Origin of the sequence: Saccharothrix sp. CB00851 (assembly GCF_001905065.1) — a bacterium.
In the GTDB taxonomy this organism is placed as follows: domain Bacteria; phylum Actinomycetota; class Actinomycetes; order Mycobacteriales; family Pseudonocardiaceae; genus Actinosynnema.
The window spans coordinates 51803-73582 of sequence record NZ_LWLC01000006.1 but is presented as its reverse complement, the minus strand read 5'-3'; the positions used below and the strand labels follow the sequence as shown (position 1 = coordinate 73582).

17 protein-coding genes are annotated in these 21780 nt (G+C 72.2%); 7 read left to right on the top strand and 10 right to left on the bottom strand.

Annotation, left to right across the window (positions count from 1 at the left end):
• Positions 1-92 precede the first annotated feature (92 nt).
• Together A6A25_RS08420 and A6A25_RS08415 are read left to right on the top strand one after the other, a co-directional pair.
• Entirely contained in the window at positions 93-626 is a 534-nt protein-coding gene (locus A6A25_RS08420; RefSeq protein WP_198932611.1) for a hypothetical protein, read from the top strand.
• A 60-nt stretch (positions 627-686) separates the two neighbouring features.
• Positions 687-2693 carry a hypothetical protein gene (locus A6A25_RS08415; protein WP_241828551.1) on the top strand — a complete coding sequence of 669 codons (2007 nt, stop codon included), beginning with the start codon at positions 687-689 and terminating at the stop codon, positions 2691-2693.
• 159 nt (positions 2694-2852) lie between these two features.
• On the opposite strand, the gene A6A25_RS08410 is transcribed toward A6A25_RS08415, so the two are convergent.
• The gene (locus A6A25_RS08410) at positions 2853-3893 is read right to left on the bottom strand and encodes a polysaccharide deacetylase family protein (protein ID WP_073887554.1); all 1041 of its coding nucleotides are present in this window, start codon (positions 3891-3893) and stop codon (positions 2853-2855) included.
• Positions 3894-4051: 158 nt separating this feature from the next.
• Between A6A25_RS08410 and A6A25_RS08405 the strand changes: the two genes are divergently transcribed.
• Both A6A25_RS08405 and A6A25_RS08400 read left to right on the top strand, forming a co-directional pair.
• The gene (locus A6A25_RS08405; protein WP_241828550.1) at positions 4052-5599 is read left to right on the top strand and encodes a putative glycoside hydrolase; all 1548 of its coding nucleotides are present in this window, start codon (positions 4052-4054) and stop codon (positions 5597-5599) included.
• Entirely contained in the window at positions 5596-6384 is a 789-nt protein-coding gene (locus tag A6A25_RS08400) for a DUF3152 domain-containing protein (RefSeq protein ID WP_073887410.1), read from the top strand. The genes A6A25_RS08405 and A6A25_RS08400 overlap by 4 nt, the downstream gene beginning before the upstream one ends.
• Before the next feature lie 64 nt (positions 6385-6448).
• Here A6A25_RS08400 and A6A25_RS08395 read toward each other — a convergent pair whose 3' ends face one another.
• From A6A25_RS08395 to A6A25_RS08380, 4 genes are all read right to left on the bottom strand, one after another.
• Complete coding sequence (locus tag A6A25_RS08395) at positions 6449-7819, bottom strand: GH1 family beta-glucosidase (RefSeq protein ID WP_073887407.1); 1371 nt, start codon at positions 7817-7819, stop codon at positions 6449-6451.
• Positions 7820-8056: 237 nt separating this feature from the next.
• Positions 8057-8938, bottom strand: coding sequence for a carbohydrate ABC transporter permease (locus A6A25_RS08390; RefSeq protein WP_073887404.1), 882 nt, complete (start codon positions 8936-8938; stop codon positions 8057-8059).
• A 9-nt stretch (positions 8939-8947) separates the two neighbouring features.
• Positions 8948-9868 (bottom strand): carbohydrate ABC transporter permease, encoded by a 921-nt coding sequence (locus A6A25_RS08385; RefSeq protein WP_073887402.1) that lies wholly within the window; start codon positions 9866-9868, stop codon positions 8948-8950.
• Positions 9868-11115 carry an ABC transporter substrate-binding protein gene (locus tag A6A25_RS08380; RefSeq protein ID WP_143193023.1) on the bottom strand — a complete coding sequence of 416 codons (1248 nt, stop codon included), beginning with the start codon at positions 11113-11115 and terminating at the stop codon, positions 9868-9870. Before A6A25_RS08380 ends, A6A25_RS08385 begins: the two co-directional genes overlap by 1 nt.
• 272 nt (positions 11116-11387) lie before the next feature.
• Between A6A25_RS08380 and A6A25_RS08375 the strand changes: the two genes are divergently transcribed.
• Positions 11388-12422 carry a LacI family DNA-binding transcriptional regulator gene (locus tag A6A25_RS08375; RefSeq protein ID WP_073887396.1) on the top strand — a complete coding sequence of 345 codons (1035 nt, stop codon included), beginning with the start codon at positions 11388-11390 and terminating at the stop codon, positions 12420-12422.
• A gap of 12 nt (positions 12423-12434) precedes the next feature.
• Here A6A25_RS08375 and A6A25_RS08370 read toward each other — a convergent pair whose 3' ends face one another.
• The 5 genes from A6A25_RS08370 to icmF all read right to left on the bottom strand — a co-directional run bounded on the left by A6A25_RS08370 (position 12435) and on the right by icmF (position 20613).
• Complete coding sequence (locus tag A6A25_RS08370) at positions 12435-13370, bottom strand: hypothetical protein (RefSeq protein ID WP_241828549.1); 936 nt, start codon at positions 13368-13370, stop codon at positions 12435-12437.
• Complete coding sequence (locus A6A25_RS08365) at positions 13367-14035, bottom strand: hypothetical protein (RefSeq protein ID WP_073887393.1); 669 nt, start codon at positions 14033-14035, stop codon at positions 13367-13369. The genes A6A25_RS08370 and A6A25_RS08365 overlap by 4 nt, the downstream gene beginning before the upstream one ends.
• A gap of 78 nt (positions 14036-14113) precedes the next feature.
• Entirely contained in the window at positions 14114-16780 is a 2667-nt protein-coding gene (locus tag A6A25_RS08360) for an ATP-binding protein (protein ID WP_073887390.1), read from the bottom strand.
• Positions 16777-17331: a hypothetical protein gene (locus A6A25_RS08355; protein ID WP_073887387.1), complete on the bottom strand. Its 555-nt coding sequence runs from the start codon at positions 17329-17331 to the stop codon at positions 16777-16779. Before A6A25_RS08355 ends, A6A25_RS08360 begins: the two co-directional genes overlap by 4 nt.
• A 42-nt stretch (positions 17332-17373) precedes the next feature.
• Entirely contained in the window at positions 17374-20613 is a 3240-nt protein-coding gene (gene icmF / locus A6A25_RS08350; protein ID WP_073887384.1) for a fused isobutyryl-CoA mutase/GTPase IcmF, read from the bottom strand.
• Positions 20614-20845: 232 nt separating this feature from the next.
• On the opposite strand from icmF, the gene A6A25_RS43875 reads away from it, so the two are divergent.
• Together A6A25_RS43875 and A6A25_RS08345 are read left to right on the top strand one after the other, a co-directional pair.
• A complete protein-coding gene (locus A6A25_RS43875) occupies positions 20846-21013 on the top strand; it encodes a hypothetical protein (RefSeq protein WP_158073696.1) in 168 nt (55 codons plus the stop codon).
• 77 nt (positions 21014-21090) lie between these two features.
• Positions 21091-21708 (top strand): alpha-ketoglutarate-dependent dioxygenase AlkB, encoded by a 618-nt coding sequence (locus tag A6A25_RS08345; RefSeq protein WP_073887381.1) that lies wholly within the window; start codon positions 21091-21093, stop codon positions 21706-21708.
• Positions 21709-21780: the final 72 nt, after the last annotated feature.

The window sequence follows — 21780 nt, the reverse complement described above, 5'->3', positions numbered from 1 at the left end:
TCGGCGGCGCGGTCCCCGGTGTCCGATACGGTCGGGCACGGTGGTTCGGCGGTTCACCCGCGATCTTGTCATACTCGAACACAGGTTCGAACATGGAATCACAACGGAGCAGGCGCGCCCGGGAACCCGTCGAGGTCGGATACCCGTGTCGCACCCTTCCACGCCTGATGCGGGCGTGGGCGGTCGCGGCCGCGTTCGGCGGCGTGCCGTCGACCGTGCACGCGCTGTGGACCGGTGGTGACGTTCTGCGTTCGACGCGGGCCGCGGCGGCGGTGTCGGGCGGCACGGGTGTGATCCGCGGCGCGCTCGCGCACCTCGGCGTGTCGGCGTGCTGGGTGGTCGTGCTGGCGGCCGTGGACCGGAGGTGGCCGTTGGACGCGCGCAGGGGCGCGGTGGCCGGCGCGGTGATCGCGGTGGTGGACCTGGAGGTGGTCGGGCGGCGGTTCTTCCCGGCGGTCCGGGCGTTGCACCGGGGCGCGCAGTGGGCTGACCACCTGGCGTTCGGCGCGCTGGTGGGTGCCGCGCTGCGGTCCACAGTGGACGGGGGTGGTGGAGTGCACCCGCCCCCGGTGGGGCGCCGCCCGCGTAGAGTGCTGCCGTTCCCGCGCTGTCGTGCCTGGAGGTGATCGGGCGCCTTGATGTTCCGACGTGCCGCACCGAAGGAGCGTGCCCCGCAGGTGGAGCCGGTGATCGAACGAGAGCCCATGGCCCAGACCGCACCGCCGGCACCGGCGCCCGACCGCTTCTCGGCGTCGTTCGCGGGCGCGACGCTGATCGTCGGTCCGCCCGGCGGCGCGAGTCCGGCCGCCGTCGCGCTCGGGCGGAGTCTGCCGGTGGACCGGGGCCGCACGGTGGTCGTGATCGACCCGCCGGGTGGCGACGAGACGTCGTTCTGGCCGCTCGTGGCCGCCGCGTTGCAGGGCCGCGGGCCGGTGCGGTTGATGACGCCGCACTCGGGCACGATGCGGCCGACCGCGCCCGCGCAGTGGCTGTGCGAGCAGCTGCAGGCGGAGGTGGTGGCGCCGGACGGCGCGGTGACCACGGTGCCGGGCGCGGCGTTCGTCGCGGGCAACGGCGGGTACGGCTGCTGGCTGCGGTTCCTGCCCGGCGCGTCACCGTCGCCGATGGGCCGGCGGTTCCCGGTGCCGAACTGGGAGGCGGTCGACCCGAACACTCCGTGGCCGACGGGCGAGGTGGGCATCTCGGAGCCGATCCCGGCGGGGCTGTGGCTGCGGGCGCAACGCGCGCAGTTCGACCCGCAGGCGCCGGACGCGCGGGCGGTGATCGGGCTGCCGTGCCGGGACAACGTGCTGACCGTCGTGGTCGGCGGTCCGGGCCAGCCGCCGATCCCGACCGACGAGGTGTGCCGGCTGCTGGGCGGGCTGCCGTCGGCGGCGCGGTCGCGGGTGCGGCTGGTCTGGTACGGCGGCGAGCACCAGGCGCAGGCCGTGGCCGACCAGCTCGGGGAGCCGATCTCGCTGTACACGGGCCTGCCGGTGGGTTCGCTGCGCACGGGCGCGGCCGTGGTGGCGGTGAACCCGCGCGGGCAGCAGACGTGGCGGCCGTACGTGACCGAGGTGCGTTACGCGCCGGGTGGCCCGCCGGTCGTGTCCGGTTACCGGGTGCCGGTGCCGGGCCTGGTGGAACGCGGTCCGGGCATCTTCGACCTGGGTGGCGGTGTGGTGCTGGAGGTGGTGCCGTCCGGGCTGTGGGTGCGTGACGCGGAGGACAACGGGCCGGAGGTGCGGTCGCTGCCGGTGGACCCGGAGTGGGCTCGGCTGACCGTCGGCACGCCCGGCCGCACGACGGCGGGCGCGGTGGCGGTGGCGGGCGCGTCCCTGGTGGAACGGCTGGAGCCGGAGGTGCGGCGGCTGCTGAAGGTGGTGTTCTGCGACCCGACGCCGATGCCGCGCCCGCCGGTGGCCGAGGAGCCGGCGCCGCCGGTGGCGGCCGACGAGCCGGTGCCGCTGAGCGTGGACGGTCCGCCGGCGGACTCCCCCGCGCCGGCGTGGGGCGAGCAGGTGGGCGAGGAGGTCGTGCCGCTCGACCACCGCAGCACCGAGCAGGAACGGGACGCGTTGCGGCGGATGCTGGGCGAGCGGTACGGCGAGCACGCGGCGGTGGCGTGCCGGCACATCGTGGAGCGCCCGGACGACCCGGAGGCGTTCGAGGCGGTGGTGACCGACCTCGCGGCGGTGTCGGCGTTCCTGCGGCACGACGAGGAGATCCTGGTCGAGGCGCTGCGCAGCGGGAAGTTGGGCCGGTTGTGGCCGTACGCGGCGTCGGTGGTGTCGGGGTTGCGCCGGCTGCCGGTGCACCAGGGCGTGACGGTGTGCTGGGGCGAGGCGCGCCGGTTCCGCACGGGTGACGTGCTGGTCGAGCACGGTGTGCTCAACACGGTGACGGGGCCGGTGGTGCCGGTGGACGGCCGGGTGGAGTTCCTGCTCTGGTCGGTGACCGGGCGGAAGGTGTCGGTGGTCGACTCGTTCGGCAGCGTGGTGCAGGAGCGGGTGGTGTTCCCGCCGGGTACGGCGTTCAAGGTGCTCGCGGTGGTGGAGGCGGAGGAGTCGGCGCCGATGCAGGTGATGGCGCAGGAGGTGGTGGGCCGCCACCACGAGCTGCCGCCGGGTGTGCTGGGCAGCCTGGAACGGGCCGCCGTGGCGCTGCGCAACCAGTCCCGCGCCACGGCGTAGGGCCGGTCGCGCGGAGGGCCGAGGCGCCGACCGCTCAGCGCCTCGGGTCGGAAGGCGTCGTCGCTGCGGAGTGCGCCTGCCGGCGTCGGCGGGCGGCGCCGTGTCGGCAGGCCACCGTCGGGTGCCCGCAGTCGGCAGGCCACGGCCCTGCGCCCCGCGTCAATAGGCGGTGGCGCGGTCGGCGAAGTGCGGCGCCGGTGCGACGCCCGCCGAGGCAGGGTAGGAGATGCGGTCGGGTACGCCGTCGGACGTGTAGCGCTGCGCCGGCGCGGCGGCCAGCTGGTCGAGCCACACCGTGGAGCCGTAGCGGGCGTCCTCGCCGGTCGGGTCCTGCGACCGGATGCGCGGTGTGTTCGCCGGGTCGAAGTCGGCCGCGTACGGTGACGGCGCGGGTCCCGCGCCCACCATCAGCACGCACGCGTACTCGTAGGACACGCCGTCGGCGGCGCCGCGCAGGGCCAGCGTGCCGTTCGCCGGGATCGCGCCGAACGGCAGGGCCAGGCTCGACACCTGGTAGCCGGGCACGGCCTGCTGGATCTCCCGCTGCCCGGACGCGATCGCGCCCTGCACGCCCCGGTCGTCGGCCATCGCGAGGTTGGTGTGGTCACGCGTGTGGTTGCCGATCTCGAAGCCGTGGTCGCGCAGCCAGCGCAGCGCCGCCCCGTCGGGTGACGCGAACGGCCCCGCGTTGACGTACAGGCTGGCCACCGGCCGGAAGCCGGGGTGCCGGGCGGCCACGTCGAGCAGGATCGCGATGGCCGTGCCGGGCACGGGCTGCCCGTCCGGGCCGAGCGCGAACTGGGTCGCGTCGCCGTCGTCGAAGGTCAGCACGACGGGGTGGGCGCCGGCGGGGAGGTCGATGCGGCCGGTCGCGTACTCGGCGGTGGTCACCGGCACGTACCCCTCGGCGGCCAGCCGTTCCAGCTCGGCGCGGAACGCCGCCGGTGTCCGGTCGTAGACCGAGGTGGGCTGCTCGACGAGCCGGTGGTACATCAGGATCGGCACCAGGCCGAGTTCGTTGGCGCCCACGGCGGCCGGGTCGGGCGGGGCGGAGGACGACGGCGGGGCGGACGAGCCCGGTGGCAGTTGTGCCGCGGCCTGGTCGGGTGGTCCGGCCGCGGGTTGGGCGCCGCAGCCGCAGCACAGGGCCGCGACGAGCGCGACGACGGTCCGGACCGGCCTGCTCGACGTGGTGTTCACACCAGGATGGTTCCGCGTCGGGACCGGGTCGACACGGTCGTACACCCCTTCGGATGACCTTCGGTTTGGCGGCCCGCCGCCCGGTCAAGTCGCTGGGAGCCGATGCCACGCCCAGATCGGAGTCACCGATGTCGGATTCGCCCCGGAAGCTCAAGCGCGTGCTGATCCCAGTCGTCGGCGTTGTGGTGCTGCTGCTGGTAGCGGGCGTCGTCACGACGATCGTGCACGGCCGCGGTGTCGGATTGGCCGTGGCGGAGCTGGGCGACGGCAGCGCTGTCACTCCTTCGGGTGTAGAGCGCGTGTCCATCACCACCGCGGAGGCCGGCGGGCTCGACCGTGTGACTGTGCACGTGGACGGACAGCCGGTGGAGGCGCTGCGCGCCGACGGCCGCATGACGTTGACCGGGGTCAAGCTCGCCGAGGGCAGGCACACGCTGTCGGTGCGGGCGGCCAACCCGTTGCCGTGGATGCCGGACGTGGAGGTGCAGCGCGAGTTCACCGTGGACGCGACGCCGCCCTCGCTGAAGGTGGACGTGGTCGAGGCCGAGTCGCCGCGCGGCCCGGTGACGGTGAAGGGCAGCGCGGAGGGCGCGGACTCGGTGAAGGTGGCCGACCAGCGGGTGGAGCTGCGCGACGGCAGGTTCGAGACGTCGCTGCGGGAGGTGCCCACGAGTGTCCGGGTCGAGGCCAGCGACGCGGCGGGCAACGCGCAGCGCCACGACGTCGCGGTCAAGGTCACCCACCCCGGTATGCGGGGCGTGCACCTGAGCGCCGCGGCGTGGGCGACGGCGTCGTTGCGGGACCCGGTGCTGGCGATGGCGCGCGAGGGCCGCATCGACACCGTGCAGCTCGACATCAAGGACGAGAGCGGCGAGATCGGCTACGACTCGCAGGTGCCGCTGGCCAGGCAGATCGGCGCGAACCGCAACTACTACGACGCCCGCGCCGCGCTGGACGAGCTGCACGGGTTGGGGTTGCGGGTGGTGGGCAGGCTGGTGGCGTTCCGCGACCCGGTGCTGGGCAAGGCGTCGTGGCAGTCGGGCGCGCGCGACCGGGTGGCGCAGAACTCGTCGGGCGCGCCCTGGTCGGCGCACTACGGCGAGTACGCGTTCACCAACTTCGCCAACCCCGAGGTCCGTGCCTACAACACCGCGATCGCCGCGGAGGCCGCGTCGCTGGGCTTCGACGACATCCTCTACGACTACGTGCGGCGGCCGGACGGCCCGATCGGGCAGATGGTGTTCCCCGGCCTGACCACCAGCCCCGAGCAGTCCATCACGGACTTCCTGGCGGAGAACCGGGCCGCGGTCCGGCCGCTGGGCGCGTACCTGGGTGCGTCGGTGTTCGGCATCGCCGCGCACGCGCCGACGGACGTCGCGCAGGACATCCCGTCCCTCGCGGCGCACGTGGACTACGTCTCGCCGATGGTGTACCCGTCGCACTGGGGTCCGGGCGAGTACGGCGTGGACAACCCGAACGCCCAGCCGTACGAGATCGTGCGGGCGTCGGTGGCGGACTTCGTCCGGCTGACCAAGGACACCGGCGCGACGGTGATCCCGTGGCTGCAGGCGTTCTCGCTGGGCCACCACTACGGCCCGGGTGAGGTGCAGGCGCAGGTGCGGGCGTCGGCGGAGGCGGGTGCGCCGTCGTTCCTGCTGTGGAACGCGGCGTGCACGTACGGCTCGTCCGGTTTGGAGCCCGCATGAGGCCGGTGTCCCTGCTGCCCTACCTGGCGGGTGTCTGCCTGGCGGCGACGGCCGTGGTGGCGTTGGACGTCGGGATGGCGACGGGGCCGGTGACGGTGGCGTGGCCCGCGGCCGGTGTGGTGCCCCCGCCCCCGCTGCCGCCGGCGCAGAACGCGTCGCCGGTCGACGCGCTGCGCTCGGGTGCGGACCTGCCGCCCGGTCCGCCGTTCCCGGAGCAGGGTGCGGGCACGTGGCACGTCGTGCCGCCGTCGGGTGCCCGCGGCACGTCCGGCATCACGTACGCGGTCGAGGTGGAGGACGGTGTGGTGCTGCCGCAGGGCGACGACTCGTTCGCCGCCGTGGTGGACCACGCGTTGCGGCACCCGCGCGGGTGGTCGGGGCGGCACGCGTTCCGGCGCGTCGGTGACGAGGTCGTGCCGGAGCTGCGGATCCGGTTGACCTCGCAGCGGACCGCGCGGTCGCTGTGCGGGTTCGAGCTGCCCTACGACGTGTCGTGCCGGGTGGGGCCGGTGGTGCACCTGAGCACGGCCCGCTGGTTCCGGGGCGCCCACACCTACGGCGGTGACCTGCGCGGTTACCGGATCTACGCGGTCAACCACGAGGTCGGGCACTTCCTCGGCCTGGGCCACGAGGTGTGCCCGGCGGACGGCGCGCCGGCGCCGGTGATGATGCAGCAGACGTTGAGCGTGGACAACGACGGGCTGGCGACCATCACCACGGGCAGCGACCAGGGTGTCGTGGTCGTGCCGGACGGCAACGCGTGCGAGCCCAACCCGTGGCCGTGAGGGTGCGCCTGCCGAACGGCCGCCGTCGCGCGGACGCGCCTCCGCGCGACGGCGGCCACGCGGGTCAGCCCGCCGCGGCCGTCCTGGCCCGCTGCTCGGCGACCAGGTCGCGGTACCAGTGGAAGCTCGCCCGGGGCGTGCGGACCAGCGTGTCGTAGTCCACGTGCACGAGGCCGAAACGGTGCTTGTAGCCGTGCGCCCACTCGAAGTTGTCCAGGAACGACCAGACGAAGTAGCCGCGCAGGTCGACACCGGCGGTGATCGCGTCACGCGCCGCCGCCAGGTGGGTGCGCAGGTAGTCGATGCGCTCCTGGTCGACGAAACCGGGGTGGTCGGGGTACACGCACCCGTTCTCGGTGACGTACACCGGCGGCAGGTCGGGGTAGCGCTCCTTGAGCCCCACCAGCGTCTGGGTGAGGCCCTCCGGTTCGACCGGCCAGTTCATCGCGGTGCGCGGCACGTCCGGCAGGCGGGTGGTGTCGATGCCGATGTCGATCGACGTGCGGGTGGCCGGGTCCGGGTCGCGGTGCGGCGCGTCGGCGACGTGCTGCCGGTAGTAGTAGTTGATGCCCACGTAGTCCAGCGGCGTGGAGATCAGCTCCAGGTCGCCGTCGCGGCGGAACGACAGGTCGGTCACCCCGGCGAAGGTGTCCTCGTAGTCGTCCGGGTAGCGGCCCGCGAACAGCGGTTCGGTGAACTGGCGGCGCAGCAGCAGGTCGTGCCGGCGGGCCGCGGCGACGTCGGCGTCCGACGAGGTGACCGGGGTGGACGGTGACTGGTTGAGCACGATGCCGAACTCGTGGCCCGGCGTGCCGCGCATGGCCCGCACCGCCAGCCCGTGCGCCACCATCAGGTGGTGCGCGGCGGCGAGGGAGCCGTGGCCCTCCCGCGCGCCGGGCGCGTGTCTGCCTTCGCCGTAGCCGACGATCGAGGACACGTACGGCTCGTTGAACGTCGTCCACTTCGACACCCGGTCGCCCAGGGCGTCGTGCACGACCACGGCGTACTCGGCGAACCGCTCGGCGGTGTCGCGCGAGCGCCAGCCGCCCAGCTCCTCCAGCGCCTGCGGCAGGTCCCAGTGGTACAGGGTGAGGAACGGCTCGATGCCGCGTTCCAGCAGACCGTCGACCAGGCGCCGGTAGAAGTCGAGCCCGCGCTGCTCGACCCGGCCCGCGCCGTCGGGCACGATCCGGGGCCACGCCACCGAGAACCGGTACGCGTCCACGCCGAGCTCGCCGAGCAGCGCCAGGTCCTCCGGCATCCGGTGGTAGTGGTCGCACGCGACGGCTCCGGTGTCGCCGCCGGCGACGGCGCCCGGCACCGCGCCGAACGCGTCCCAGATCGACGGTCCTCTCCCGTCGGCGTCCACGGCCCCTTCGATCTGGTAGGCCGAGGTGGCGACGCCCCAGCGGAATCCTTGGGGGAAGTCGGTCAACTGAAACTCCTCGTGCTGCGGCCGGGGGCCTTTGCCCCGTATTCGGCGGTCGGACGGGTGGATCGTGGTGCCGGGCCCGCGTCCTCATCCTGGTTGGCTGTGGGCGCGGGCCCGGTGCCGCGAGGCGCCCTTCCGAGCGTCGAAGACGCGGCGAAGGTTCCCGGTCGCGGCACTGGACAAGCTGGTGGTGTGTGGACAGCGGTGCGGTTGCGGCGTGGCGGCGGGAGGCCCGCGCGGTCATCCCTTGAGCGCCCCCGCCATGATCCCGCCGACGATCTGGCGGCCGAACAGCAGGAACACCACGAGCACCGGCACGGTGCCGATCGTCGCCGCGGTGAGCACGAGGGTGTAGTCGGTGGTGTACCCGCTGGCCAGGGTGTTCAACGCGGTCTGCACGGTGGGGTTCTCGGGGGTGAGCACGACCAGCGGCCAGAAGAAGTCGTTCCACGCCTGCATGAACGTGAACAGGCCGAGCACGGCGGCGGCGGGGCGGGCGGCCGGCAGCACGACGTGCCAGTACAGGCGCAGCGAGCTGCACCCGTCCATCCGGCCGGCTTCCAGCAGCTCGTCGGGCACGGCGCGTTCGAAGTACTGGCGCATGAAGAACACGCCGAACGCGGTGACCAGGCCGGGCACGATGACCGCGTGCAGCTCGCCCGCCCAGCCGAATTCGCTCATCATCATGTACAGCGGGATGACGCCGAGCTCGGTGGGCACGGCCTGGGTCGCCACCACCAGCAGCATGAGCGCGGACCGGCCGCGGAACTTCAGCTTGGCGAAGGCGAAACCGGCCAGGGTGGAGAAGAACACCACCGACAGCGTGATGGTCCCGGCCACGATCAGCGAGTTCATCATCGCCAGGGCGAAGTCCGACTGGTCGAACACCCGCGCGATGTTGGCGAACAGGTGGCCGCCGGGCACCAGCACCGGCGGCACGCTGCTCACCTTGTCCGATGTCTGCGAGGACACCACGAGCGACCAGTACACCGGGAACGCCGACCCGGCGAGCACCGCGATCAGCGCCGCGTAGGTCCAGGGTCCGGGCAGCCGCAACGCCCGGCGCCGCCCGGACGGCGCCGGCGGCGCGTCGCGCGCCAGCGGTTCGAGCACGGTGGTCATGGTGTCCTCTCAGTCCGTCCGGATGCGGCGCGCCGCCAGGTAGCTCAACCCGGTGATGGCGACCGTCGCGATGAGCAGCAGCCAGGCGATGGCCGAGGCGTAGCCGAAGTCGAACTTCGTGAAGCCCTGCTCGTAGAGGTAGAGCGCGGCGGTCTGGAACTGGCGGTCCGAACCGCCGGTCGCGGCGCCCGCGCCGGGGTTGAACAGCAGCGGCTCGGCGAGCAGCCGCATGTTGCCCGCGGTGGCGATCACGGTGGAGAAGATGATCTGCGGGCGCAGCATGGGCACGGTGATCCGCCAGAACTGCTGCCAGCTGCTCGCGCCGTCCAGCCGGGCCGCCTCGTACACGCTGGTCGGGATGGCCTGCATGGACGCCAGGAAGATCAGCGCGTGGTAGCCGGTCCAGCGCCACACCACCATCGCGGCGATGGCGGTGTGGGAGCTGCCGGTGCCGGCCTGCCAGTCGATGCGGCCCGCGTCGAATAGCTCCAGCACCCAGTTGACCAGGCCGAAGTCCCGCCCGAACAGCTGCGCGAAGATGATCGTGACCGCGGCCACCGAGGTGATGTTGGGCAGCAGCACGCCCATCCGGAAGAACGTCCGGCCGCGCAGCCGCCGGTTGAGCAGCTGCGCGATGCCGAGCGCGAACAGGATCTGCGGGACGGTGGTGAGCAACCACAGGCTCAGCGTGTTGCCCATCGCGTTCCAGAAGTACGGGTCCGCGGTGAGCAGCTGGACGTAGTTGTCGATGCCGACGAACGTGGCCGCGTCGCCGTCGAGCAGGTTGCGGTCCTGCAGCGACACCCAGGCGGTGTAGAGCAGGGGGAACAGGCCGAACACCGCGAACAGCAGGAAGTACGGCGCGATGTAGGCGTACGGCGCGTACCGGATGTCCCACCGGTGGCGGCGTTCGCGCCAGTCCGTCTTCATCAGTCTTCGAGCCTCTTGACGTCGCCCACGAACTGGTTCCAGGACTCGTCCGGGCTCTGCTTGCCCTGCTCGACGCGCTGCATGGCGTTGCCGATCTCGGTCTGCACGTCACCGGCCTTGGGGCCCTGGTACTGCGGCTTCAACGCGCGGGCGGCGTCGGTGAAGACCTTGCCGACGGGCGCGTTGTTGAAGAACGGGTCGGCCTTCTGGGCGACCGACTGCTCGCTGTACAGCTTCGGCGTGGACGGCAGCAGGCCCGCGTTGGCGAAGACCTTGGCCTGCTGCTCGGGCGCGGTGAGCCAGGCGGCGAGCGCGACGGCCTTGTCGGTGTTCTTGCCCTGCTTGGGCACGGTCAGGTACGAGCCGCCCCAGTTGCCGCCGCCGCCGGGCACGGCCGCGAGGTCCCACTTGCCGGAGGTCTCCGGCGCCTGGTCCTTGATCTTGGCCATCATCCAGGCGGGGCAGGCCAGGGTGGCGAACTGGCCCTGCTTGAAGCCGGTGTTCCACGCGGGGGTGCTGTACAGCAGCCCGGCGGACAGGCCGTCGGCCACGCCCTGGGAGACGAGGCTCCAGCCCTTCTTGATGTCGGCGTTGTCACCGACGACGATCTTGTCGCTCTTGTCGTAGTAGCCGGTGGGTGCCTGGCCGACGATCGCGTTGAGCACGGTGGGGCCGCCGTCGAAGAACTTCGCGCCGGCCGGCGCCTTGGCCGCGAACTGCTTGCCGGTGGCCATGAACTGCTCCCACGTGGGCCACAGCGCGGAGACCTGGTCGCGGTCGGTCGGCAGGCCGGCGGCTTCGAACAGGTCGCGGCGGTAGCAGATGGCCAGGCCGCCGATGTCGGTGCCGTAGCCGATCTGCTTGCCGTCCTTGGACAGCGAGCCTTCCCACTTCCAGTCCAGCCAGCGGTCCTTGAGCTCGGCGCCGAGCTCGACGAACTGGCCGGGGTTGGCCTTGAACTGGTTGATGTAGCCGACGTCGACGGCCTCGATGTCCGCGGCGCCGTTGTTGGTAGCGAGGTGGGCGGCGAGGTTCTTGTGGTGGTCGGAGTAGGAGGCGGTGCGGTCGGTGATGTCGATGTCCGGGTGCGCCTTCTCGTACTCCTCGAACAGCTGCTGGTAGCCGAAGTTGCCGAACAGCCCGATGGTGATCCTGGTCTTGCCGTCGCCCGCGTCGCCGCCGCACGCCGTGGCGACCAGGGCGGTGGCCAGCAGCGCGGCGCCGACCAGGGTCGGAGTTCGTCTCATAACGCGGCTCTCCCTCTCCATCGATAAGCCGGCCGATTTCGGGCACGCCGGACACACGTGGGGCCGATCCGGGGGTTTCCGGCGAATTCGACCGGGTTCCGCACCCGGCCGGTGTGGTGTACATGACAGCCTCGGCCCGCGATACCGTCAAGTAACGAAGCGATAACCTGCCCGTTCCAGGCCTTCGGCGTTTCCGCAGGTGATACCGTGTCCAGCCTGGTCAGGAGGTCCGGCCTGAGCGGCTGAAACCGGTTACAAAGAAAGGGCGCGCGATGACCACGATCCGTGAGATCGCCCAGCTGTGCGGGGTGTCCGTGGCGACCGTTTCCCGTGTTTTCAACCAACCCCTGACAGTCAGCAAGGAAAAGCGCGAAGTGGTGGAGCGGGTGGCCCGCGAGCTGGACTACCGGCCCAACGAGTCCGCGCGCGCGTTGGCCACCAAGCGGTCCGGGCTGATCGGCCTGGTGTGGGACACCGACCACCGCAGGCCCGGCTGGCGGCACCCGTACCTGCAGGAGCTGCTGATCGGGCTGAAGTCGGCGCTCAGCGCGCACGGCTACCACCTGCTGATGCTGGCCACCAGCGGGTCGGCGGCGCTGCGGGCGGTCGGCGCGTCACTGGCGGACCCGGTGGCGTACGTGAACATGACCCGGCGGCACCACCTCGGCGGGCTGGTGCTCATCGACAGCGGCTCGGACGCCTCGGCGTTCACCGCGTTCGCCCAGTCCGGGCTGCCGTGCGTCGCGGTGGACGTGGACGTCGACGGACCGCGGGCGACGTACGTGACGTCGGACAACGTCGGCGGCGCGGCGATGGCGGTGCGGCACCTGGTCGAGGAGGGCCACCGGCGGATCGCCACGATCACCGGCCCGCACGCCAACCGGCCCGCGGCGGACCGGCTGGCCGGCTTCCGCGCGGCGATGATCGAGGCGGGCCTGGCCGTGCCGCCGGAGTACGTGGTGGAGGGCGACTTCTACCGGCCCAGCGGCCAGGCGGCGATGCGGACGCTGATCGCGTCGCCCCAGCCGCCGACGGCGGTGTTCTGCGCGAGCGACGAGATGGCCGTGGGCGCGTTGCTGGCCGCACGGCACGCGGGCCTGCGGGTACCGGACGACCTGGCGGTGGTGGGGTTCGACGACATCGAGCTGGCCGCCCTGGTCGACCCGCCGTTGACCACGTTGGCGCAGGACAAGGCGGGGATCGGGGTGGCCGCGGCCCGAGCCGTGCTGACCATGGTGCACGGCGGCGAGAAGCCCGCGCCCGCGTTCCTGCCGACCAAGCTCGTGGTGCGCGCCTCCAGCCGTTGAGCGGTCGAGTGGTCAGCACGTCGGCGGCGGCGTGCTCCCCGCCGGCCCGAACTCCAGCCGCAGCGAGTCGGTGCGCGGCACGACGAACGCGGTACCGGCCGACGACCGCCACGTGGCGGGCAGGAAAACGTACTGGCCACCGGACTGCAACAGCAGTTTCAGCCCGTCGTAGCGGTACTTGTAGGCGGCGTCGGGCTGCCCGCACGCCACCTGGCGCACCCCTTCGCCGGACAGGGTCAGGCTCTCCGTGCTGTAGACGACAACCCCGGGCATGTCCGGCACCCGTGCCTCGACCTCGAAGCCGCGCCGCGTCCCGACCGCGCTCGAATAGTCGCCGACCGCCCAGAACAGGCCGATGCTGACCAGCAGGAACGCGGCCACCGACTCCGCGACGCCGAACACCGCGCCCTTGCGGCCACGGCCCGCGGTGACGCTCCACCGCCGCCACGCGAACGCCAACAGCACGACACCGGCCGCGAACCCCAACCCCGGCAGGCCCGGGTAGGCACGCCACGGCCCCGGGTCTACCGTGATCGGCACGGTCACCGCGAGCAGCGCCAGGCCCAGCACGGCGGCGACCGGCGTGCAGACCCGCAGGAACGCCCCCCACCGCCGCGCCGACAGCCGGGTGCGCAGGTACCGGGCCAGGAACGTGACGACCAGGACGGCGATCGCGATCGCGGCCAGCGGCAGGAACAGCCCGTCCGCGCCGCGGGCCAGGATCTCGTCCGGTGTCTGGCTGAGCAGCGTGTAGTGCACCCGGAAGTGGGCGAAGAAGACCTGCGTGGCGACCAGGCCGAAGAAGTACAGCAGCGCCGTGAGCAGCGTCGTGTTGGCGACCACGGACGCCACGATCCGCAACGCCCGCGCCGGTCCGGTCCGCGGCTCGACCGGGTCGGGCGCCGCCGGCGCTGTCGCCGCGGCCCGGCGCGTCACCACGGCGGTCACCGTCCGCTACCCGTCGTCCCGGGCGTCGCGGTCTCGGGCGTCGCGGTCTCGGGCGTCGCGGTCTCGGGCGTCGCGGTCTCGGGGACGGGGTCGGGGGTGGGGTCGACGGGAAGCTCGGGCGGCACCTCGTCCGGGGGCACCTCGTCCGGCGTGGTCTCGCCGAAACACCGGGCCCCGAGGTGGATCGTGACGGTGCCACCGGGGTACACCGGCGGCGGTGAGACCGACTCGACGCAGTCCCGGCTGCCCGGCGGCGAGGTGACGATCCTGATGCCGCACAGGTCCGCACCGCAGTTCGCGGCCCGCAGGTCGGCCGCGACCCCCTGCCTCACGACCTCCGCCTCCAGGCCGACCAGCTCGGTGACGTCGTACGTGATCGGACTGCCCGGCACCCCCGGCAGATCGGTCTTGCGCGGCGGCACGTACGGGGTGGTGTGGTGGGAAACCGGCGGCTCGGGCCGGGTCCCCGGCTGCTGCGGCGTGCCACCCGACGGCTCACCCGGTGTGCCACCGGGCGTGTCAACCGCGGTCCGACCGGGCGGCACCGACCCCGTCGACTGGACCGCGTCCACCCGCTGCGCCGTCGGCCTCCCCGGCACCCCCGCACAACCGACCACCACCGCGCACACGACGATCGCGGACGATCCTCCGGTCAACCACCTCATCGGATCTCACCGCCCCCGTTGCTCCTTCTGGGTTCACCCATTAGGAGGTTCGACGCAACGGCTGAATACACGCCGAGGTCATGCGAGCGTGCGCAGCACCTCTTCCACCCGCGGCTTCCACGGCCAGTTGGCCGCGTTGTCCGGGCAGCGCAACGCCAGCTCCCACACCCTGCGCGCACCGGCCTCGTCACCGAGCCCGGCCAACGCGCGGCCGTAGTAGTACAGGTCCCGGGCCAGTTCCTCGCGGTGCGCGGGCGGATCGCCCAACTCGTCCGCGAGCAACCCGCCGAACAGCTCCGCGCCGAGCCCCCAGTCCCCCGTCACGACCGCCGCACGGGCCCGGTGCCTGGTGAGCAGGTCGTTGCGGCCGCTCTCGTTGATCCACGGGTCGTCCGACAGCGTCGCCAGGCACTCGGCGACCCGGGCGGTGTCCTCGGTGAACAGCGCCAGGTCCAGCAGTTGCGCGTGGGCCGAGGCCGTCCAGCGCGTCAAGTGCGGGCTGCTCACCTCGCCACCGGTGAACAACGCCAGCGCCTCCTCGTGCGCGGCGCGGTAGACCTCGTGCTCCACGGTGCCGCTCAGCAGGGCCACGCGCATCGCGACCAGCCGCGAGAACGCCGCGCCGACCCGGTCACCCGCCTGCTCCGCCGCCTCCACCGACCGCGCGAACCACGACGCCGCCCGCTCGTGCTCCCCGTGCAGGAACTCCAGGTAAGCCAGCTCGTAGTACAGGACCGCACGCTGACGCGTCGAGGTGATCCGGTCGATGTCCTCCACCGCCGCCACCGCCTCGACCAGCAGGCGCCGGGCCTCCTCGAGATCGGCGGGCACGCCGGTGCGACGCAGCCTGGTCGCCTGGCCGTGGGAGAACGCGAGCAGCGCGACCGACCGGCGCTCCTCGTCCGCGACCGCGCCCGCGAGGTAGTCCGGGTCGGTGAGCCTGTCCAGGACGTCCCGGTTCAACCCGGCCGCGACCGGCCGGTACCCCAGCGCCGCGTGCAGCGTGTTCGACAGGTCCGGCACGCCGTCGTCCACCAACCGCGCAACCACACCGGCCAACCCGGCGGCGATCGCCGAGCCGGCCGAAGTCGACTCACCGCCCAACGCCGCGTAGGCGTCGACGTAGTCGGTCAGCACCGCGTCCACCCCATGCCGTCGCGCCTTGGCCAGACCGTGGTCCGGCGCCGCGAGCAGCGCGGTCAGCGCGCGGACGCAGTCGGCCCGCACCTGCGGCGACCCGGCGAGCCGGATCCCCGCGACCAGGTGGGCCGCGGTGTGGTCGAGGGCGTAGTCGTCCGCGCAGGACGCCCAGTCGGACCCCCAGCGGTCGATCAACCGTGCGGCGACCAGGTAGTGGTTCTCGTCGGCGTCCACCTGCCAATGATCCATCATCGGCCGATCTTCCGGCGAGGTGAGGAACTCGGCGAAGCTCACATGGCACACCCGCAGCCCGTCACCGTCCCGGACCAGCAGCTGCCCGAGGTGGTCCAACGCCCGCACCGCCTCCCGCTTGCGGCCCGTCAACCCCGCCAGGTGGAGCAGCGCCGCCCGCGGCAGCGGGGCACGCGCCACCGCCAGCACGTCCAGCAGCGGACGGCACACCTCGTCCCAGAACCGCAGCCCCACCGGCGCCTCACGCCGCTCGACCGCACGCAGGACCAACACCAGGAAGTACTCGTAGAACCCGTCCAGCCCGCTCGGCAGCACCTCGAAGTCCGCCAACGCGGCCACCCTCGTGGCGTCACCCGCCTCGGCCGCCTCCCGCAGCGCCGCACCCCACAGCGCCAAGTACAGGAAGTTGCCGTCCGCCCGGTCGGCGATGCGGCGGGCGAGCCGGTCCGCACCGGCGGCGCGCACCACCGGCAGCCCCGCCACCACAGGATCCGCGAGCAGGGTCCGGGCGTGCCCGGCCAGGTCCCGCCGGACCTCCTCCACCGCGGCCTCGATCGCCTCCTCCCGGATCCAGCTCCCCTGGCCCCGCCGGAACCGCTCCAGCAGCCGTTCGTCCGGCCGCGCGGACGCCACCACCCGCACGTTCCCCGGCAGCTCCGGCACCTCGGCCAACCAGTCCAGCACGTCGGCGGCCTCCGCACCGGTCGCCCGGAACCTCAACTCGTCCAACGCGTCCACCAACACCACCACCAGCGCGTCCGGCTCCTCCACGGCCAGCCGCCGCGCCGGGTCCAGCAGCGCGAACTCCTGCAGGTCGGGCACCGGGAGCAACCTGGTCTCCGACACCACCAGCCCCACCTCGACGCCGACGACCTCGCCCGACACCACGTCCGCCCGCTGCGCCACCCGCATCGCCGTGTGCCGGAACGGCGACACCTTCAGCACGTCGACCCGCACGCCGACCGCCCGCCCGCGCACCTCCCCCACCGTCTGCTCCACCCGCACGTCCACGTCCGCGCCCATCACCCCGGGCTTGAGCGCGGCGAGCTGGTTGCCCAGCCGGATCAGCAGCGACTTCGCGTCACCACCCGCCGGCGGACCGCCGCGCAGCCCGGACAGGAAGTACCGCGGCGACACGCCGTAGCGCCGCGCCAGCCACGCCAGCACCGTGCTCTTGCCCGTGCCCGGACCGCCCAGCAGCAGCACGAACCGGCACCCCGGGTCCCGGAAGTGCCGCTCGATCCGGTCCAACAGCCAGGTCCGCTCCACCAGGCCGCGCGCGAGGTGCGCCTCCACCACGTCGTCGAAGAGCAGCTCGGCCCCGGTCAGCCCGGATAACCCCGGATCGGTCAACCCCCGATCCGATCCACGTCCACACCGATCACCTCGGCGCCCTCACCGACCTCGTTCACCCGCACCGACGCGCGCACCGTCGCGCCACCCTCGATGGCACGCGCCCGGACCGCCGCCGCGTACCCGGCCACCACGTCCACGTCGATCTCACCCTCGACCACCGGCCCCGACGCCGCCCGCGGCTCACCGCGGAACGTGATGCGCTGCCCGTACACCGCCTCCAGCAGCCGCCGCACCGCGTCCGCCGACTCCAGCAGGTCCCGATCGTCGGAGGCGACCTCCTCGACACCGTCGGCGTAGTCCTGCAGCTTGCGCCGCAACTCCTTGAGGTCCGGCTCGACCCGCTCCAGCACCGCGCCGTCGGCGCGCAGCGGCAACCGCAGCTCACCGTCCAACTCCGGCACCTCCGCCGGCTCCACCTCCAGCGCGGACGCCTCGTCCCGGCGCGCCCGACGCCGCCGCAGCAGCTCCGTCGCCTGGCCGTACAGGAACTTGATGCCCTCGGTCAGCGCCGCGGCGCCGAGCACCGAGAGCGCGAGCGGATCCGTCACCCTGCCCCCTCCCCTATCTGGTGATCAGGAGGGTAGTACCGATCAGACGTTGCGCCGGTACTGGCCACCCACCTCGAAGAACGCCTCGGTGATCTGACCCAGCGTGCACACCCGCGCCGCGTCCACCAGCACCGCGAACACGTTCTCCCCCGACGCCGCCGCCTCCTTCAACCGCCGCAACGCGGGCTCCGCCTCCGCCGCGTGCGCCGCGGCGAACGCCCGCGTCCGCTCCACCTGCGACCGCTTCTCCTGCTCCGTCGCCCGCGCCAACTCGATGGTCACCTGCTCCCGCCCACCGTCCTCCGGCAGGAACGTGTTCACCCCGATCAACGGCAGCGAACCGTCGTGCTTGCGCTGCTCGTACCGCATCGACTCGTCCTGGATCCGACCGCGCTGGTACCCCGTCTCCATCGCACCCAGCACACCGCCGCGCTCGGAGAGCCGGTCGAACTCCGCCAGCACCGCCTCCTCCACCAGGTCCGTCAACTCCTCGACCACGAACGAACCCTGCAACGGGTTCTCGTTCGCCGACAGGCCCCACTCCTTGTTGATGATCAACTGGATCGCCATCGCCCGCCGCACCGACGACTCCGTCGGCGTCGTGATCGCCTCGTCGTACGCGTTGGTGTGCAACGAATTCGTGTTGTCGTACAGCGCGCACAACGCCTGCAACGTCGTCCGGATGTCGTTGAAGTCCATCTCCTGCGCGTGCAACGACCGACCCGACGTCTGCACGTGGTACTTGAACTTCTGCGACCGCTCGTTCGCCCCGTACCGCTCCCGCATCGCGACCGCCCAGATCCGCCGCGCCACCCGGCCGATCACGCTGTACTCGGCGTCCATGCCGTTGGAGAAGAAGAACGACAGGTTCGGCGCGAAATCGTCGATGTCCATCCCCCGCGCCAAGTACGACTCCACGTAGGTGAACCCGTTGGCCAGCGTGAACGCCAACTGGCTGATCGGATTCGCCCCCGCCTCGGCGATGTGGTAGCCCGAGATCGACACCGAGTAGAAGTTGCGCACCTTGTGCGCGATGAACCACTCCTGGATGTCGGCCATCATCCGCAACGAGAACTCGGTCGAGAAGATGCAGGTGTTCTGCCCCTGGTCCTCCTTGAGGATGTCCGCCTGCACCGTGCCGCGCACCGTCGACAACGCCCACGCCTTCAGCTCTTCCGCCTCCGCCCCCGACGGCTCGCGGCCGTGCTCCGCGCGGAACTTGTCGACCTGCTGGTCGACCACCGTGTTCAGGAAGAACGCCAGGATCGTCGGCGCCGGACCGTTGATCGTCATCGACACCGACGTGGACGGCGCGGTCAGGTCGAACCCGTCGTAGAGCGCCTTCATGTCGTCCAGCGTCGCGATCGACACCCCCGACGTACCGATCTTGCCGTACACGTCCGGCGGGGTGTCCGGGTCACGCCCGTACAACGTCACCGAGTCGAACGCCGTCGACAACCGGGTCGCCTCCGACCCCTTCGACAAGTACTTGAACCGCCGGTTCGTGCGGAACGCGTCACCCTCGCCCGCGAACATCCGCGCCGGGTCCTCACCGTCCCGCTTGAACGGGAACACCCCCGCCGTGTACGGGAAGTGACCCGGCAGGTTCTCCTTGCGCAGGAACCGCAGCAACGTGCCGTCGTCCTCATAACGCGGCAACGACACCCGCCGCACCTGGTTACCCGACAACGTCTCACGGGTCAGCTTGGTGTGGATCTCCCTGTCCCGCACCCGCACGACCATCTCGTCACCACTGTAGGCCTCCACCACCCGCGGCCACGACGCCAGCAGCTCCGCCGACACCGAGTCCACCCGCTTCTCCGCCGACTCCAGCAACGACGTGATCGCCGCCGTGTCGTGCCCCGCCGACGCCAACTCCTCCCGCGCCGCCCGCAGGTGCGCCACCCGCCGCACCGCGTCCACGTGCGTCTCGGTCGCCCGGTGATAGCCCCGCACCGTCTCCGCGATCTCGGCCAGGTACCGCACCCGCGTCGGCGGCACCACCGTCGCCGCCGACGTCGACACCTTGCCCGCCACCACCGGCAACGCACCCTCGGCCACGTCCAGCCCGCGCTGCGCCAACTCACCGCGCAAGTGCTGGTACAGAGCCGTCACACCGTCATCGTTGAACGTCGCCGCCGACGTCCCGAAGACCGGCATGTCCTCCCACGACGCCCCGAACGCCTCCCGGTTGCGCACCAACTGCCGCGCCACGTCACGCCGCGCGTCCTCCGCGCCCCGCCGCTCGAACTTGTTGATCGCCACCGCGTCCGCGAAGTCCAACATGTCGATCTTCTCCAGCTGCGACGCGGCACCGAACTCCGGCGTCATCACGTACAGCGAGAAGTCCACGAACGGCACGATCGCCGCGTCACCCTGCCCGATGCCCGGCGTCTCCACGACGACCAGGTCGAACCCGGCCGCCTTGCACGCCAGGATCGCGTCCGACAGGCCGTCCGGCACCTCCGACCCCGCCTTGCGGGTGGCCAACGAGCGGAAGAACACCCGGTCACCGTCCAGGCAGTTCATCCGGATCCGGTCACCGAGCAGCGCGCCACCGCCCTTGCGCCGGGTCGGGTCCACCGCCAGCACCGCCACCCGCAGCTTGTCCTGCTGGTCCAGCCGGAACCGGCGCACCAGCTCATCGGTCAGCGACGACTTGCCCGAACCACCCGTACCGGTGATGCCCAGCACCGGCACCGGACGCTCACCCGCCACGTGCACCATCCGGTCGCGCACGTCCGCCGGCAACGTGCCCGCCTCGATCAGCGTGATCGCCCGCGCCAGCACGTCCTCACCGCCGGTGAACAGGCCGTCCCACGACGACGGCGGACGCTCGGCCAACGGGTGGTCGCACGCCTCCACCATCGTGTTGATCATCCGGGCGAGCCCCAGCCGCTGCCCGTCCGCCGGGGAGAAGATCCGCGCCACGCCGCGCGAGTGCAGCAGCTCGATCTCCTCGGGCACGATGACGCCACCGCCGCCGCCGAAGACCTTGATGTGCTCGGCGCCGCGCTCGGCCAGCAGCTCGACCAGGTAGCTGAAGTACTCGACGTGCCCACCCTGGTAGGCGCTGATCGCGATGCCCTGCACGTCCTCCTGCACGGCCGCGGCGACGACCTCGCGCACCGACCGGTTGTGGCCGAGGTGCACCACCTCGGCGCCCTGGGCCTGCAGGATCCGCCGCATGATGTTGATCGCGGCGTCGTGCCCGTCGAACAGGCTGGCCGCGGTCACGAAGCGGACCGGGTGCAGCGGGGTGTGCAGCGGGGCAGCGGTCACGACTGACTCCTTCGGCAGCGCGGAACTGCCTCCAGATTACTAGGACATCCGTCTATCGGAAGTACGACGGAGTTGTGCGACGGGTCACCCCGTTCGCCCGTTCACCCGAACGTGCGCAAAATCGGGACGAATCGGACCTAAACCCGCCGACGACGATCGTTTTCCCAACCCTGGCCGCACCCCGCGCAGAACACGCGTGTAACTTCCGTCCAAACGGGGTAGAGGATCTTCCATGAGCAGCACACCTATCTACGACGAGCTGGCCGCCATCCTGCTCGCCGACCACCCTGGCACCGCCGACACGGCCGTCGCCGGGAAGCAGCAGGCCGAGCCTGCCGAGGAGCCGTCCAAGCAGGTCCGCACCGGCGGCCGACGGCGCAAGCCCGAACCGGACGCCTGACTCTTTATAGTCAGCACTGAAGCTATAGAGACCACTGGGGTCGAACGCGTGTTCGACCCTCGGGTTATGCTGGCGTCATGCAGGTGTCGCTGTTCGACGACGGCGCCGAAGCGCCCGCGCTGCGCCCGCTGACCGGCGTGCGGCGGACCGCGCTGGGCGACGGCGCGTGGGTCGACGTGCTCCCCGGCTGGCTGTCCGGCGCGGACGCGGTGTTCCGGCGCCTGGCCGCCGAGGTGCCGTGGCGTGCCGAGCGCAGGCAGATGTACGAGCGCGTGGTGGACGTGCCACGACTGCTCTGCTTCTACGACGAGCACGCACCGCTCCCTGATCCCGTGCTGACGCGCGCGCGGGACGAGTTGAGCGCCTGGTACGCCGAGGAGCTCGGCGAGCCGTTCCGCACCGCCGGCCTCTGCTACTACCGCGACGGCCGCGATTCCGTGGCCTGGCACGGCGACACGATCGGGCGAGCCTCGAGCGAGGACACGATGGTGGCGATCGTGTCCGTCGGCGCCCCGCGTGCCTTGGCGTTGCGCCCCCGGGGCGGCGGCACCACCGTGCGGTACGCGTTGGGGCACGGCGACCTGATCGTGATGGGCGGGTCGTGCCAGCGGACGTGGGAGCACGCCGTGCCCAAGGCGGCGAAGGCGGTCGGCCCCCGGATCAGCATCCAGTTCCGCCCGCGCGGCGTGCGCTGACGACTTAATCGGTTGACCTGGAATATTGCTGCTTGTCGCACCTGACCCGCGTCATTACCCTCCCTCTGGGAG